The 15,436-nt window shown below is 70.7% G+C and carries 12 protein-coding genes and 1 pseudogene; 9 read left to right on the top strand and 4 right to left on the bottom strand.

Annotated features, from left to right (window positions below; genetic code table 11):
- Positions 1 to 18: 18 nt before the first annotated feature.
- The 5 genes from rpsT (at position 19) to AB0J69_RS29090 (ending at position 7,746) form a co-directional block, all read left to right on the top strand.
- Positions 19 to 288, top strand: coding sequence for a 30S ribosomal protein S20 (rpsT, locus tag AB0J69_RS29110; protein ID WP_364123403.1), 270 nt, complete (start codon positions 19 to 21; stop codon positions 286 to 288).
- 190 nt (positions 289 to 478) lie between these two features.
- On the top strand, positions 479 to 3,532 hold the full coding sequence (locus AB0J69_RS29105; protein WP_364123401.1) for an ABC transporter permease: 3,054 nt from the start codon (positions 479 to 481) through the stop codon (positions 3,530 to 3,532).
- Positions 3,529 to 6,114 carry an FtsX-like permease family protein gene (locus tag AB0J69_RS29100; RefSeq protein WP_364123399.1) on the top strand — a complete coding sequence of 862 codons (2,586 nt, stop codon included), beginning with the start codon at positions 3,529 to 3,531 and terminating at the stop codon, positions 6,112 to 6,114. The genes AB0J69_RS29105 and AB0J69_RS29100 overlap by 4 nt, the downstream gene beginning before the upstream one ends.
- Positions 6,111 to 7,061 (top strand): ABC transporter ATP-binding protein, encoded by a 951-nt coding sequence (locus tag AB0J69_RS29095; RefSeq protein ID WP_364123397.1) that lies wholly within the window; start codon positions 6,111 to 6,113, stop codon positions 7,059 to 7,061. Before AB0J69_RS29100 ends, AB0J69_RS29095 begins: the two co-directional genes overlap by 4 nt.
- Positions 7,054 to 7,746, top strand: a complete 693-nt coding sequence (locus tag AB0J69_RS29090; protein WP_364123395.1) for an ABC transporter ATP-binding protein — start codon at positions 7,054 to 7,056, stop codon at positions 7,744 to 7,746. Before AB0J69_RS29095 ends, AB0J69_RS29090 begins: the two co-directional genes overlap by 8 nt.
- Positions 7,747 to 7,940: 194 nt before the next feature.
- On the opposite strand, the gene AB0J69_RS29085 is transcribed toward AB0J69_RS29090, so the two are convergent.
- Positions 7,941 to 9,212 carry an MFS transporter gene (locus AB0J69_RS29085; RefSeq protein WP_364123393.1) on the bottom strand — a complete coding sequence of 424 codons (1,272 nt, stop codon included), beginning with the start codon at positions 9,210 to 9,212 and terminating at the stop codon, positions 7,941 to 7,943.
- Between the two features lie 68 nt (positions 9,213 to 9,280).
- Between AB0J69_RS29085 and AB0J69_RS29080 the strand changes: the two genes are divergently transcribed.
- On the top strand, positions 9,281 to 9,766 hold the full coding sequence (locus AB0J69_RS29080; RefSeq protein WP_364123391.1) for a MarR family transcriptional regulator: 486 nt from the start codon (positions 9,281 to 9,283) through the stop codon (positions 9,764 to 9,766).
- A 198-nt stretch (positions 9,767 to 9,964) separates the two neighbouring features.
- Here the strand turns inward: AB0J69_RS29080 and holA are convergent, their stop codons facing one another.
- Complete coding sequence (holA, locus tag AB0J69_RS29075) at positions 9,965 to 10,948, bottom strand: DNA polymerase III subunit delta (protein ID WP_364123389.1); 984 nt, start codon at positions 10,946 to 10,948, stop codon at positions 9,965 to 9,967.
- 458 nt (positions 10,949 to 11,406) lie between these two features.
- Complete coding sequence (locus AB0J69_RS29070) at positions 11,407 to 12,051, bottom strand: TetR/AcrR family transcriptional regulator (RefSeq protein ID WP_364123387.1); 645 nt, start codon at positions 12,049 to 12,051, stop codon at positions 11,407 to 11,409.
- 143 nt (positions 12,052 to 12,194) lie between these two features.
- Here AB0J69_RS29070 and AB0J69_RS29065 point away from each other — a divergent pair, with 143 nt between their 5' ends.
- From AB0J69_RS29065 to AB0J69_RS29055, 3 genes and pseudogenes are all read left to right on the top strand, one after another.
- Positions 12,195 to 12,974, top strand: coding sequence for a glucose 1-dehydrogenase (locus AB0J69_RS29065; protein ID WP_364123385.1), 780 nt, complete (start codon positions 12,195 to 12,197; stop codon positions 12,972 to 12,974).
- Positions 12,971 to 13,447, top strand: coding sequence for a nitroreductase/quinone reductase family protein (locus AB0J69_RS29060; protein ID WP_364123383.1), 477 nt, complete (start codon positions 12,971 to 12,973; stop codon positions 13,445 to 13,447). Before AB0J69_RS29065 ends, AB0J69_RS29060 begins: the two co-directional genes overlap by 4 nt.
- Positions 13,448 to 13,619: 172 nt before the next feature.
- Positions 13,620 to 13,793, top strand: a pseudogene (locus AB0J69_RS29055) (ISL3 family transposase); the annotation flags it as partial.
- A gap of 271 nt (positions 13,794 to 14,064) precedes the next feature.
- Here the strand turns inward: AB0J69_RS29055 and AB0J69_RS29050 are convergent.
- Positions 14,065 to 15,093 (bottom strand): hypothetical protein, encoded by a 1,029-nt coding sequence (locus tag AB0J69_RS29050; protein WP_364123381.1) that lies wholly within the window; start codon positions 15,091 to 15,093, stop codon positions 14,065 to 14,067.
- Positions 15,094 to 15,436: the final 343 nt, after the last annotated feature.

The following is a 15,436-nucleotide window of genomic DNA, read 5'->3' as shown; positions in this document are numbered from 1 at the left end:
TTTCACCGAGGCTTCTTCGTGGCGAACATCAAGTCCCAGATCAAGCGCAACAAGCAGAACGAGAAGGCTCGCCTGCGCAACAAGGCGGTCAAGTCCTCTCTGAAGACGGCCGTCCGGAAGTTCCGCGAGGCCGCCGAGCAGGGCAACACCGAGCAGGCCGTGGCGCTGCAGCGGGTGGCCGCCCGTCAGCTCGACAAGGCCGTCAGCAAGGGCGTCATCCACAAGAACCAGGCCGCCAACCGCAAGTCCGCGATCGCCAAGCAGGCCGCGGCGCTGGCCGCCAAGTAGGCCGAGCCCAGCAACCCGGCGACAGATAACGCCGCACTCCCACGGGGGTGCGGCGTTTTTGGGTTTTGCGGCTCTTTTGTCACGGTTTCGATATCACACCGCCATATCGGGTGCGTCACCGTTACAAAGATCGCCTTGCCCCTCGCCCAAGATGTGCTCGAAGGTGCACTAAACGGGCGAAGGGGGACACATGCGGGGGCCGTTGGTCGTCAAGAGGGCGTTCAGCGAGCCGCTGCTCCTCCTGGCCGCGTTCGGCTCGATCCTGCTGGCCACGACCACGCTGGTCGCGCTGACCATGTACGCCTCCTCGATCGCCGACGCCGGTGTGCGCAGGACGATGGAGACGGCCTCGTACCGGCAGACCGCGGCCACCATCAGCGCGCCCGTGACGGCGGAGACCTTCCCGAAGTTCGACCAGGCCGTACGCGCCGAGCTCGGCCGGGCCTACACCGAGCCGCCCGCCGTCACCACCAGCTTCCGCTCCGACTCCTACACCATGCCCGGCCAGGAGGGCCGCGAGCTGCCCGAACTGCTCAGGTTCGGCAGCTACGACGGGCTCGACCGGCAGGCCCGGCTCGTCGCCGGCGCCTGGCCGAAGCCGGGTGACGAGCCGGTCGAGGCGGCGATCTCGCTGTCGGCGGCCTCGGCGACCGGGTTCGAGGTGGGACAGGAGTTCACCACGCGGGGCCGGCTCGACCCCCGACCGGTCAAGGTCCGCGTGGTGGGCGTCTTCCAGCTCAACGACCCGTTCGGCGAGCGCTGGGCCGGCGAGCAGCTGCTCAGCCGGGGGGTCGAGCGCGGCGACTTCACCACGTACGGGCCGCTCATGGTGGCGCGCGAGACGTTCGTCGCGCGCTTCGCGACCAGCGTCAACGCGACCTGGACCGCCGTGCCCGACCTGCGCGCCCTCACGCCCGAGCAGCTGCGGCCGCTGGCCGGGGCGATCGCCCGGATCGGGGAGCGGCTGAAGGCGGGCGGCTGCCCGAGCTGCGTGGCCGCCGGCCACCTGCCCGAGATGCTCACCCAGCTCGACACCGCCTCGCTGGTCGCACGCTCCACCATGCTGATCCCGGTGCTGCAGCTCCTGCTGCTGGCCGCGTACGCGCTGATGCTCACCGCGCGGCTGCTGGCCGACCACCGGCGGATGGAGGTGGCGCTGCTGCGCTCCCGTGGCGCGGGCACGATGCGGCTGGCGGCGCTGGCGGGCGGGGAGGCGCTGCTCGTGGCGCTCCCGTGCGCGATCGTGGCACCGTTCCTGGGGCCGCCGCTGCTCGCGCTGGTCAACCTGCTGCCCTGGATCAGGTCCTCCGGGGTGCGGCTGGCGCCCGAGGCGGACGTGGGCACGTACCTCGTGTCGTTCGGGGTGGCACTGGCCGCGGCCGTGCTGCTGGTGCTGCCCGCGTTGGCCGGCGCGCGGCGTACGTACGTGGAGGAGCAGTCGGCGCGCGGGCGCGGCGGCGGCCGGGGCCTGATCGAGCGGGCGGGCGCCGACCTGGCGCTGCTGGTCGTGGCCGGGCTGGCCATCTGGCAGCTCCAGCGCTACGGCGCGCCCGTGACCGCGACGGCGGCGGGCGGGCTCGGCATCGACCCGCTCATCATCTCCGGGCCCGCCCTGGCCCTGCTCACCGGCGGCATGCTCGGGCTGCGGCTGGTGCCGCGCATCTCGAAGCTGGCCGAGCGGCTGACCTCCAGCCGGCCCACGCTCGCGCCCGCGCTCGGGGCGTGGCAGGTGAGCCGGCGGCCGCTCAAGTACGCCGGGCCGGCGCTGCTGCTCACCATGGCCATCGCGATCGGCATCGTGTCCCTGGCCACCGCGTCCACCTGGCGTTCCTCTCAGCTCGACCAGGCCCGCCACCAGGCCGGCGCCGACCTGCGGCTGTCGGGGCCGCCGGACGGGCCGGAGCTGGGGGCGCTCGGGCGCGGCACGGCGTTCACCGCCCTGCCTGGCATCACCGCCGCCTCCCCCGCATTCCGCGGGCAGACCGAGGTCAGCGGCGAGAGCGCGCTGCTGCTCGCGCTGGACGCGGCCAAGCTGGGCGAGCTGTTCCACCTGCGTCCCGACCTGTCGGCGCAGCCGGTCGGGGAGCTGGCCAGAGCGCTGGCAGGCGACCAGGCGGGCAGGCTGGACCTGCCGGGACGGCCGGCCACGCTGACCCTGCGCGCCGAGGCGAGCGCGGAGATGTCGCTGCGGCTGGTGGTGTCCGACGCGCTCGGCGTCTGGCGCGACGTGTCGCTCGGCGTGCTCAAGCCGGGCGAGAACCGGGTCGAGGTGGACCTGCGCCCGCTGGCCGGGCGGAGCGGCACGATCACGTACCCGCTGTCGCTGCGCGGCCTGGTCGCGGGCGCGCCGGAGGGCACCGCGAACCTGGAGGTGACCGGCCTGAGCGCCGACGGCCAGGACGTGGCGGTGCCCGCTCTCACGATGAGCGTGACCCGCTCGACGGCGGCCCCCTTCGTCCGGGGCCCCGAGCCGGGGCCGATGCCCGTGGTGCTGACCGCCGACCTGGCCGCCTCGCTCAAGCTGGGCGTCGGGCAGGTCGGGCGGGCCAGCATCGACCGCAGGGTGCTGCCGGTCAAGGTGGTCGGAGTGGTGGACACGATGCCGACCACCGCGGCCGGGCAGAAGGCCGTGCTCGCCGACTGGGGGACGATGCAGGCGTACGAGCTGGCCGCCGCGCAACCGCCCAGGCCGGCCACGGAATGGTGGCTGGCGGCGGGGAACGCCTCGACCGCCGCCGCGGCGCTCAAGGACCACCCCGAATGGGACGTCACCGCGCTCGACCAGCAGCAGCTGGCCGCCACGCTGCGGGACGACCCGCTGGCCAGCGGGCTGCAGGGGGCGCTGATGCTGGGGTTCCTGGCGGCGCTGGTGTTCGCGGTGCTCGGGTTCCTGGTCAACGCGGCCGTCGCGGCGCGGGAGCGGATGGCCGAGTTCGCGATCCTGCGGGCGCTCGGGGTCAGCTCCAGGCAGGTGTTCGGGATGCTGGCCATGGAGCAGGCGTTCGTCATCGGGCTGTCGCTGGCGGCGGGCACCGGGCTGGCCGTGGTCGTCGGCGTGCTGGTGGTGCCGCACATCGTGCTGACCGGCCAGGCCGCCGCCGTCACGCCGGACGTGGTGCTGGACATTCCGTGGGCGGTCACCGGCGCGATGCTGGCGCTGGTGGCCGGGGTGCTGTTCGCGATCGTCGCCGGGCTGGCACGCAACCTGCGCAGGCAAGGGCTCGGCCTTCGGGAGGAACAGTGAGGACCTGGCTGCTCGCGCGGGTGCACCTGGGCACGGTGGCCGTGCTCTTCGTGCTGACGTTGAGCGCCTGCCTGCTGGTCGCGGGCCTGCCCAGGGCCACGCAGGCGTCGTACGACGAGGCGCTGCGCCGCTCGCTGACCGCCGCCCCCGCCTTGCAGGCCGACCTGACCGTGGCCGTGGCGTCCGGCTCGCGCGAGGAGGACCTGCGCGAACGCAGTCAGTTCGACTCCCGCGAGCGCCTCTGGCGCGAGATCCTGCCCCCGGACCTGCGCCCGCTGACGCGGGCCTCCGGCCACATGAGCGCCAAGACCACGCTCACGCCGATCGCCGGCACCAGCGGCGGGGCCTTCATCAACCTGGGCTGGCTCTCCGACGCCGACCGGCGCGTGGACTGGGTCCGGGGACAGGCGCCCGGCGCGCCCGCCACGATGCGCCACGAGGGCGAGACGATCCCCGTCTTCGAGGTCGGGATCGTCGAGGAGGCCCTGGGCGAGATGGACCTGCGGCTGGGCCAGACGACGATCGTCGGCGAGAACGACTACGCCGCGGTGAAGATCGTCGGGGTCTTCCGCGCCAAGGACCCCGGCGACCGCTACTGGTCTCACAACGCCGACGTCCTGCACGTCATCGAGCAGCAGCCACCCGGCGGCCAGGACCATGTGAAGCACATCACCACGTTGATGTCCGACGCCGGGCTGACCGAGCTCAGCGGCGAGGGACGCCACCTGACCTATCGCTGGGTCCTGCCCGTCGACGGGAAGGCGGCCGGCGCGCTGGCCGCGCCCGCCCTCCAGGCGGCGGTGACCGAGTTCGACCGGGTCGTGGCGCTGCAGTCCGCGGGCTCCGCCAGCCGGTACCACGTCGAGACCGGGCTGCCCGAATTGCTCCACGACTTCCTGGCCGAGCTGTTCACCGCCCAGACCGTGATGTACCTGGTGCTCGGCGGGCTGCTGGCGGTGGCGCTCGGCGTGATCGTGCTGGCCGTGCAGCTCCTGGCCGACAAGCTGGATCACACGCTGTCGCTGACGCGGGCGCGCGGCGGGTCGCTGCGGCAGGTGGCGGGCACGGCGGCGGCGCTGACCGGGCTGGCCGTGGCGCCGGGGGCGCTGGCCGGGTACGCGCTGTCGTACCTCGTGCCCGGGCCCATACTGTCGATCGTGCACGCCGGGCCGGTGATCGTGGTGGTCGTCGCCGTCGGGTTCGCCGCCGTGCGGCCGTCCCTGGTCCACCGCCGGCCGCTGCACGAGCGGCGCGACGACGTGGCCGCCGCCCGGCCCACCGCCCGGCGAGTCACGCTGGAGGTGCTGGTCGTGGTGCTCGCGCTGGCGGGAGCGTACCTGCTGCGGGCCAGGGGGCTGAGCACCTCGGCGGGGCAGGATCCGTTCCTGCTGGTGGTGCCGATCGCCTTGACGGTCGCGGCGGCGCTGATCACGTTGCGCTGCTACCCGTACCCGCTGCGGCTGCTCGTCCGGCTGACCTCGCGCGGCCGGGCGGCCGTGCCGTTCCTGGGGCTGACCAGGGCGGCCAGGGCGCGCTCCGCCAGCGTGCTGCCGGTGCTGATCCTGCTGCCCGCGCTGGGCGTGTCGGTGTTCGCGGCGGTCGTGTCCGACGGGATCGCGGGCACGCAGCGGCTGGCGTCCTGGCAGGAGGTGGGGGCGCCGATCAGGATCACCTCGGAGGTCGAGATCCCGCCCGCCGCGATCGAGCGGATCCGCGGGCTCCCCGGGGTGAAGCAGGTGGTGCTCGCGCAGACGGGCCGGGTGCAAGTCGGGTACGGCGCGGAGCGGGCTGAGGCCATCGCCGTGGACGTGGCCCAGTGGCGCCGGATCCTGGGTGACGCCCCCATCGGCCTGCCCGCGCTGTCCGACGGGGGTGCTCTCGTCTCGCCCGAGCTGCGGGGGCGGGGCACGCTCGAGATCGGCTGGCAGTCCCGGCTCAAGCTGGCCACGCGCGGGCTGATCGAGTCGGTGCCCGGTTTCTACGCCAAGGGCAAGTTCATGGTCGTGCCCCCCAGCGTGCAACTCCGTCTCGCCCCGAACACCCTGCTGATCGAGGGGGACGCCTCGCTCGCCGCGCTGGAACGGCTGGTCCCGTCGGCCACCGTCACCTCCCAGGAGGCGGCCCTGGGGTCCATCCAGGACGATCCGCTGACCAGCACCGTCCGGTGGACGCTGGCCGTGGTGACGGGGGCGCTGGCGGCGTACGCGCTGATCGCCGTGGTGCTGTCGCTCGTCATCGGGGCCGCCGAGCGGGCCAGGTCGGTGTCGTTCCTGCGTACGCTGGGCCTGTCGGAGCGGCAGGCGCAACGGCTGACCGTGCTGGAGATCCTGCCCATGATCCTCGTCACCGCGCTGGTCGGGCTCGGCCTGGGCCTCGGCCTGCCGGCCGCGCTCGGGCCCGGCGTGGACCTGTCGCCGTACGCCGGTGACCTGCCGGTCGGCGACTACTCGCTCGACCTGTTCCTGCCGAGCGCGCTGGCGGCCGGGCTGGCCGCCGTGGCCGTGCTCGGTGCGTACGCGCACACCGCCATCAGCCGCCGCAGCAGCCTCGGCGCCGTCCTTCGAGTGGGGGACCTCACATGAACCCGACCCTGTCAGAGCTGGAAGCCAAGGCCACGCGGAAGAAGGCCGCCTTCGGCGGCGACGCGCACATCGTGTGCGACAACCTCGTACGGATCTACAAGACCGAAGGCGTCGAGGTCGTCGCCCTGCAGGGGCTGGACCTGGTGATCGACGAGGGCGAGCTGGTGGCCATCGTCGGGGCGTCGGGGTCGGGCAAGTCGACGCTGCTCAACGTGCTGTCCGGGCTGGACGTTCCGACTGCGGGGGTGGCCCGGGTGGCGGGCATGGACCTGCTGTCGATGAGCGCGCGCGACCGGCTGCGGTACCGGCGGTCGGTGGTGGGCTTCATCTGGCAGCAGACCGCCAGGAACCTGCTGCCGTACCTGACGGGCCGGGAGAACGTCGAGCTGCCGATGAAGCTGGCGGGCGGCGGTCGTTCGTCCGGGACCGGCACCGCGAGGCAGCGGCGGGAACGGGCCGACCAACTGCTGGAGCTGCTCGGCGTCGCCTCCTGCGCCGGCCGCAAGCCTCCCGAGATGTCCGGCGGGGAGCAGCAGCGCGTGGCCATCGCCGTCGCCCTCGCCAACTCGCCGCAGCTCATCCTGGCCGACGAGCCGACCGGCGAGCTGGACAGCGAGACGTCGGAGCAGGTGTTCGACGCGCTGCGCAAGGCCAACAGGGAGCTGGGGGTGACCGTGGTCATCGTGACGCACGACCCGCTGGTGTCGGAGCAGGTGGACCGTACGGTGGGCATCCGCGACGGGCGTACCAGCAGCGAGACGCTGCGGCGCGAGGACGCGGAGGGGCAGATCATCGCCGAGGAGTACGCCGTGCTCGACCGGGTGGGGCGGCTGCAGTTGCCCCGCGACTTCATGAACGCCCTCGAGATGGAGCGCCGGGTGCGCCTCGAGCTCGAATCCGACCACATCGGCGTGTGGCCCGCCCGAGAGGAGCCCTCAAGTGACTGATTCGCCCCTGGTCGTGGTGGAAGGGCTGCGCAAGGTCTACCGGACCGGGCCCAAGGAGGTCGTGGCGCTGCGGGACGTGTCGTTCTCGGTGTTCCCCGGGGAGCTGGTCGCGGTCCGGGGGCGGTCGGGGTCGGGGAAGACGACCCTGCTCAACCAGATCGGCGGCCTGGACAAATCGGACGCCGGGCGGGTCGTGGTGAACGGGCACGAGGTCACGGCCATGTCCGAGGACGAGCTGCTGGCGCTGCGCCGGGACGTGGTGGGGTTCGTGTTCCAGTCGTTCGGGCTGATCCCCGTGCTGTCGGCGGCGGAGAACGTGGGGGTGCCGATGCGGCTGCTGCGGATGCCGGTGGAGGAGCGGGAGGCCCGCGTACGGATGCTGCTGGCCCTCGTGGGGCTGGAACAGCACGTCAACCAGCGGCCGTACGAGCTGTCCGGGGGGCAGCGGCAGCGGGTGGCCATCGCCCGGTCCCTGGCCAACCGGCCCCGGTTGCTGGTGGCGGACGAGCCCACGGGGCAGCTGGATTCGCAGACGGGGCGGCAGATCATGGAGTTGCTGCGGGCGCTCGTACGGAGTGAGGGGGTCACGGCGCTGGTGGCGACGCACGACCCGAGCCTGATGACGCTGGCGGATCGGGTGCTGGAGATCAGCGACGGCGTGGTACGCGAGGCCGCCCTCACCTGACCCACCCGCACCCGTTGGGCCCGCACCCCTACTCCCCGAACCCCACCCCGGTCCCGCGCCCCAACTCCTCCCACTACGCCACCCCGACCCGCGCCCCACCCCCTCCCACTACGCCACCCTGACCCCCGCCCCAACCCCTCCCACCCCCGCAATGTCCACCCGGCCCCCTTGTCTCCCACTCCCGAGGCGCGTCCTCAATCCCTCAGGCTCGAAACCGGCGATCGCGGTCCGGCCGTCGCCGGCGGCCTCGACCAGGCGATCGCGGCCAGGTTGGCGGCCGCGACCAGCACCCCACCCACCAACGCCATCGCCGCCACCCCGGTCACCCCGGCCAGCGGCGCCGCCACCGCGAGCCCGAGCGGCCGCGCCGCGAACGAGATGAGCTGATCGAACGACCGCACCCGCCCCAGGGCACCTTCCGGGATCTCCTCGGCCACCACCGTCTCCCACAGCGGGCTGAGCACCCCCAGCCCGAACATCGCCACGAAATACGCCCCGGCCAGCACCACGACAGGCGCCGGCCCGGCCAGGGCCATCATGGGCAGCAGATAGCACGCGGCACCGACCTGCACCACGACCAGCGGCCGCCGGATCGGCAACCGGGGAGCGGCGAACACCCCCAGAACCATCCCCACGGTCCCGCTCTGCACGATCACCATCCAGCTCGCCTCGCCCCCCAGCCCCTGCACGGCCGTCACCGGTCCGAGCGTCAGGAACAACCCGGCCATGAAGTGCCACACCCCGTGCCCGAGCACACAGGCCAGGAACCAGGGCCGTATCCTGACCTCCCGCCACCCGTCGGCGAGATCCCGCCCGAACGCCGAAACCGCCCGCCCCCTGACAGGCCCTCGCCGACCCGCGACAGCCTTACCCTCTGGCGCCTGGCGGTGGCCCGCACCCCGCTCGGCGCGAGCCGCTCCTGCCGTGCGGATCCCTCCAAGGGTCACCGCCGAGCACGCGAACAGCACCGCCGTCACCCCCGCCGCCCAGCCGGGCCCGGCGGTGACGGTGATCGTGCCGGCGATCGCGGGGGCGGCCACGGACGACAGGCTCGTCACCACGCCGATGCGCGCGTTCATCCGCAACCTGTCCGGACCGGGCACCACCGCCACCACCAGCCTCGGAACGGCCGGGCTCCCGAACGCGATGGCCACCCCCGCCAGGGCCGACAACAACGCCAGGTCGAGCAGGCGATTCAACCCCAGGAGCAGTTCAACGGCGATGGCGGCCTGCGACACGCACCGGGTCAGGTCCGCGAGCAGCACGACCCGCTCGGGCCTGAACCGATCGGCCAGCACACCCCCGACAGGCAGGAGCAGCAGCATCGGAACCAGCTCACTCGCCAGCACGATCCCGACCGCCCCACCGTCGCCGGTGGCCCGCAACACCGCCAGGGTCAGGGTCGTCGGGATGAGCGCCGTGGCCAGAGCCGACAGGCATCGTCCAATCAGAAGCCGGTACGTCATGCCTCGAGACAATATTTCGCCAGCTAATGTTTCGTCAACGAAATACTTGCTGGCATATGATCCCGGCCATGGACGACTCCGTCGATCGCCACCTGGCCCGCTGGCGCGGCAAGGCGCCCTTCGACGAGCGGGTGGAGGCGATCGTGACCCGCCTGCAGTTCCTGGTGAAACACGTGGCCCACACCAAGGAGGCAGCGCTGGCGGAGGTGGGGATGCAGGACTTCGAGTTCGAGACGCTGCACCGCCTGGTGGCGCGCGGCGGATCCGCCACACCGTCCGAACTCGCCGCAGACCTGCTGCTCTCACCGGCCGGGATGACGGGCCGGCTGGACACGCTGGAGCGGTCAGAACTGGTACGGCGGGTGCGCAGCACGGATGACCGGCGCCGGGTGGACATCGAACTCACGCCGAAGGGTCACGAACTATGGACGGACGCGATGACGATCCGCGCCGAGGCGGAGGCCTCCGTCGTCAACGCCCTGCCCCCCGAAGACCAGGCCCTCCTGGACGGCCTCCTCAAACGGCTGCTCCTCCACGCGGAAACCCCCAGCTGACCTGACCCCCGCGCGCAAGCCGACCAGCCCCCTACCGCCACACCCAACCGACCCCGGCCCGACGCCTGCCCACACACCCGACATACCTCAGCTCGATATCCGCCCGCAGACTCAACAACCCCGGACTCGAACATCGGCCCAACCACGCACCCAGCCCGGCCGACACTCGTCGGAACGGCCTAAATGGCGATCGTTCGCCTACCGGCCTGTCCGGTTGGCCACGATGACCTGGACCGTGTGCTCCAACGCGTAAGCCGGATCCGCTCCCCCGCCCTTGACCTGCTCATCGGCGCTGGCCACGGCCTGGATCGCCCTGGACAGCCCTTCCGGCCCCCAGCCGTTGAGCTGCCGCTTCACCCGGTCCACCTTCCACGGCGGCATGCCGACATGACTGGCCAGCTGCCCACCCCGGAGGTTGCGCGGCGCGCTGCCGACCTTCGCCAGCGACCGCAGCCCACCGGCCAGCGCACTCACCAGCAGGACGGGCGCGACCCCGGTGCCCAGAGCCCACCGCAACTGCTCCAGAGCATCGGCCAGCCGCCCCTCGATCGCCGAGTCGGCCACGTTGAACCCGGTGACCTCGGCCCGCCCCTTGTGATAGCGAGCGACCGACGCCGCACCGATCGTCTTGTCCTCGCTGTCGAACGCCAGCTGACTGCACGCCGCCGCCAGCTCCCGCAGATCGTTCCCCACCGCGTCGAGCAACGCCTGGGCCGCGTCGGCGGAGATGTTCCGCCCCGCCCGCTTGAACTCCCCCTTGACGAAGTCGAGCCGCTCCCCGGCCTTGGTGACCTTGTTGACCGTGACCACCTTGGCCCCGGCCTTCTTCACCCCATCGACCAGCGCCTTCCCCTTCACCCCACCCGGATGGGACAGCACCATCACAGTGTCGTCGGAAGGCTGCTTGGTATAGGCCACGATCTCGGTGATGACGTCCTTCGGCAGATCCTGAGCGGACCGGATCACCACCACGGACCGATCCCCGAAGAGCGAAGGCGAGGTGAGCTGCGTGAGCTCACCGGTCGTGACCTTGCCCCCCACAAGATCATGCACGTCCGAGCCGGGGTCGGCCGCCCGCGCCGCCGCGACGACACCACTCACTGCCCGGTCGGCCAGCAACTCCTCATCGCCGAGGATCAAGGTCACAGGTGCTGGATCGGTTCCCGCCATGTCAGGCAGCATGCCATGCGCCACCGACAACCTGGTACTCGATCGCTCCCCGGCGGTGGGCCCTCACCAGGATGGGCCTGATCGCCCAAATCGTCGATCAAGACGCTGATCGAAATGACAGTGCCCAGGCCGGCCTCAAGCCTCGCTGTCATGATCGGCGACGCCGGACATCGGGCTCTTCACAACTGAGGGTGTAGCCGCGGGCCTGGGCCCGCGGGTCTTGGGCAGCCCCTCATGATGTCGTTGACAGTTTCCACCCCAGAGCGGAGCCGTGGAGGTGTGGGCCCGCCGCTGAGACTCTTGTCGGGCCGTGCTGGTGCCAGGCTGGTCAAGGTGGGTGAACACATCTGCACTCCCTCCTTCGGTGTCCGCCCCGGGGATACCCCGCGAACGCCCTCGGAGCCGACAGACTCGGTTGCTCAGGCAGCCGCTCCTTTGGTGGCGGTGGGACTCAGTCGCGGTCGGCGGGGTCAGTCGTGGGTGGACGGCCCTGGTCCAGGCGCGGCGTACCGGGCGGCGATGGTGTGGACGGCCTCGTCGACCACTTGAGCGACGCGTTCGGCGCTCACCTCCCAGCCCGGCACGAGGAGCGTCGGCCAGAAGACGTAGTTGGAGATCATGCCCAGGAACTGGGTGGCTGCGAGCTCCACGTCTTCGACCCGCACCGTTCCCGCCTCCTGCTCGGCAAGGAGGTAGCCGCGTACGGACTCGAAGTAGGGCATCTTCCCGCGCGAGAACTGCGCATTGGCGAGTTCGGGAAATCGCGGCAGCTCGGCGATGACGATTCGGAACAGGTCGGTCATCTGGGGGCGGCTCAACAGCTCGGCGTAGCGGCGACCGATGGTGCTGAGCCCGTCGACGATGTTGCCCGCCGGCGGAGGATCCTCTTCGTCAGCGGTTGCCCAGGACTCGGTGACGATGGCGTCGAACAGGGCAGCCTTGCTCGGAAACTGCTTGAACAAGGTGGCCCGCGAAACGCCCGAGCGCTCTGCGATCCGCGCCAGCGACGTCCGGTCGTAGCCCAACTCGAGGAACAGTGCGGTCGCGGCCGTCACGATCAGCGCGCGCTTCTCCTGGGCGACACGCTGGTGGTACGTCGTCACGGCCCTGCTCATGGACCGAGCATACAAGATGAGTGGCTTGACTCACCATTGCCACCGATCTAGTGTCAGGGCAGTGGTGAGCCACTCGGCTCACCATCGGCCGGCGTTCATCACTGAAGATCCCGGTCGGTCACCCCGTACCGAAGGAACATCTGATGAACCGCTTCGACAACCAGACCGTGCTCGTGACCGGTGGGACCGGCGGCCAGGGCTCGAGCCACGTACGCGCCTTTCACGCGGAGGGAGCGAACGTGGTGATCGGCGACATCGACGCCGAACGGGGCGCCGCTCTCGCCGACGAACTCGGGACCCGTGCTCACTTCACCCGCCTCGATGTCACCGACGAGAGCTCGTGGTCCGCCGCTGTGCTAGCCGCCGAAAGCGCCTTCGGCGCCCTGAACGTGCTCGTCAACAACGCTGGCGTCCAGAACCCGCCGGCGCCGATCGAGTACACGGAGCAGGCCACGTGGTCGCGCATCCTCGACATCAACCTCACAGGGACCTTCCTCGGCATCAAGGTCGCCGCCCCGGCTCTGCGCCGCGCGGCAGGGGGAGCCATCGTCAACATCGCCTCGACCATGGGCCTGGGCGGCACGGCTCACTACGCGCCGTACGTCGCCAGCAAGTGGGCGGTACGAGGTCTCACCCAAACGGCAGCACTCGAACTCGGCCGCGACCACATCCGGGTGAACACCATCCACCCCGGCGTGATCGCGACCTCCTTCATCCACGAACCAGCAGCCGGCGCCACCGCGGCAATCGCCGACTTCTACTCGCCCGAGCCGTTCGCCATCCCCCGCCTCGGAGAGCCGACCGACGTCACCCGTCTTCTCCTGTTCCTCACGTCATCGGACGCGTCGTTCATCACCGGTTCGGAGTACGTCATCGACGGTGGACTCCTCCTCGGCCCCGCTCTTCAGAACGAGACCGCATGAGCACTCCAGACACGACCGGATCGAACGACTCCGCACGGGACGCGTCTCTGTCCCATCTGCCCGATCCCATCCGGCGAGCCATCGAGATCACCCCCGCCGCGGGCACCAGAGAACGGATCATCGACATCACGACGCTGGGGCGCCGCACCGGCCGACCACGCCGCATCGAGATCTTCTTCTACCGCGCCGCGGGCACAACCTACCTGTGTAGCGGCGCGGGCGGGGCTGCGACCGACTGGCATGCGAACCTTCTCGCCAATCCCAACTTCACCTTCCACCTCAAAAACGGGGTCCCCGCAGATCTGCCCGCACGGGCCACGCCGGTCACCGACCCAGCCGAGCGTCAGGCCGTGCTGGCGGAGATCGTCGCGGATCTCAATCAGCCCCACGACCCCGGCACCATCCGGCCGACACGGCTCGAAGACTGGGCCGACAGCCGACTGATGCGCATCAGCTTCCGCCAGCGGCCGTAATCGCGGGATCCCTCGACAGACGACCTACTCCCAGCAGCTGAGGGTACGGTCGCGGCCTCAAGCGGCTCTTCACCAGATCAAGGGGGGCTGGAGCCGGCGCGTCGATGAGCCGATAGGCGTCGAGGTCTCCCGAGGAAAAGGCTCCTACACGCTCATCCTGAAAGACCTCGACGTGCCCGACGCCACCGTCGGCGAGCGCTTAGATGCGTTCGCCCGCCCCGATCTGACTACGTTCTGCCGACTCGACGAGCTCGGACTGGTCGTCACCGGCCAACGACTGGATCCTGAACGCGCGGTCCTCGCGTGCCGGGTCCTCGAACCTGACCAGTGGTGCCGCCGCCGCGGTTGCAGGCGGAGCGTGCGGGAGTGGTCTGCTCGTTTCCGACCCTGCTGGTGGGCTTGGGCGTCGGCTGGAGTGGTGACCGGCGTGATATCGATGAAGGCTCGCCGACCAAACCGGGAGGCTGGGACCTCGGCGACCCATTGCCGGCCGGGGCGCGAACGCGGCCAGCTTGTCGGTGGGCCGTTCCCACGGAATGCAGCTCCTCCTCGGTGAGTGTCTGAGCTGGGCTTTTATGGTCGCGCCTGCTTGATCGGGGTGCCGCCTGCGGACATCGTCAAGCCCACTCAGTGACGCGGAAGACCGAGAGCATGTCGTGCCGACGAGGATCCGCCTGGTCGTCGTACGGGTAGAAGGAAGCCTCGGCTCCGACCCAGCCACGCCACCTGGCCTTGTCATCGATGATCTGCAGCAACGGGTAGACATGGGAGTTGCCCTTGTAGCACTGGCTGCCCTTCGCCAGGCAACTGCACCAGTGCCAGTGCGTGTCACGGCGGTCCTTGCTCGTCACCTGCTGGATGTAGTTCTGCAGGCTTTGGTCCTTGTCGTACGGCGCCGCGCACCTGCAGTTGCTCGTCGATGCGGTCTTGTAGGTCAGGCACCAGGTCGTGTTCGTGCATCGGATGTACTGGCCCATGTTCCAGGTCCTGTCGACGTACGCGATGCTCCCCTTGGTCGCGCGGTGATAGGTCATGGTCAGCGGCGCGTCATGCCCGAGCACCGCCTCCATCGGCCGCCGCACGGTCAATCCGGCGTTGCTGCCGTAGCCGTAACCATGCGTGAACTCGCGGGCGTACTTGAACGTCAGGCGCGCGTACGTACCGTCAGGCGCGGTTTCGACCCACCATTCCTCGGTGCGCCACGCGGTCTGGTCCCAGGCGATGTTGACGTACTGACCTCCGGAAGCGTCGGCGTGCATCGTGAAGGACCCCGCTCTGATCTCTGTCGCAGGGGAGAGAAACCCGTTGGCGGTCTTGATGTCGCACGGCCTTACGGTGGTCGACGTGCCGGAGCACTTTCCACCGGGAACGGTGCCGGTGCCGACGCGGGCGGCCGGTGCGGTCTGGCTCCAGGCCCAGGTGTCGCTGCGTACCCGGCCGTTGGAGGTGAATCTGTAGGTGCCCAGACGCACCCAGCTGCTTCCGGAGGCTTCGTGCAGTGATCCGAAGGAGACGACGTAGTTCGCCTTCTCTCCAGGAAGTGCGGCGGCGCTTGCCGGACTTGCCGGGCCGAACAGCGCCGCTACCAGTAACAGCACGCAACCGATGTAGCGAATCATGAGCTTGGTTCCCTTGGCGACGATCATCGAGGCGGGAACAGTATCGTCCGGCGGTATACCGAAGGTATGCCGAACATGACTCCGCGTCGGGATGGCCCATCCTGCGGACCCCGACCTCGGCCGTAGGCTCATCAGCAAGCCATGGAAGTTGGAGAGCAGGTCCGCGTAGGCGCGGCCTGTACCGCTCCCCCACCTCGTAGCGACCGTCCCGCGCTCCCCCCACCTCCCAGAGATCCGTACAGCGCTCCGCCCACCTCCCAGAGATCCGTCCCGCGCTCCGCCCACCTCCCAGAGATCCGTCCCGCGCTCCCCCCACCTCCCAGAGATCCGTACAGCGCTCCGCCCACCTCCCAGAGATCCGTCCCGCGCT

This window comes from Nonomuraea sp. NPDC049709, from assembly GCF_040674815.1.
Classification (GTDB): Bacteria; Actinomycetota; Actinomycetes; order Streptosporangiales; family Streptosporangiaceae; genus Nonomuraea.
This window is presented reverse-complemented; position numbering and strand designations above follow the sequence as displayed.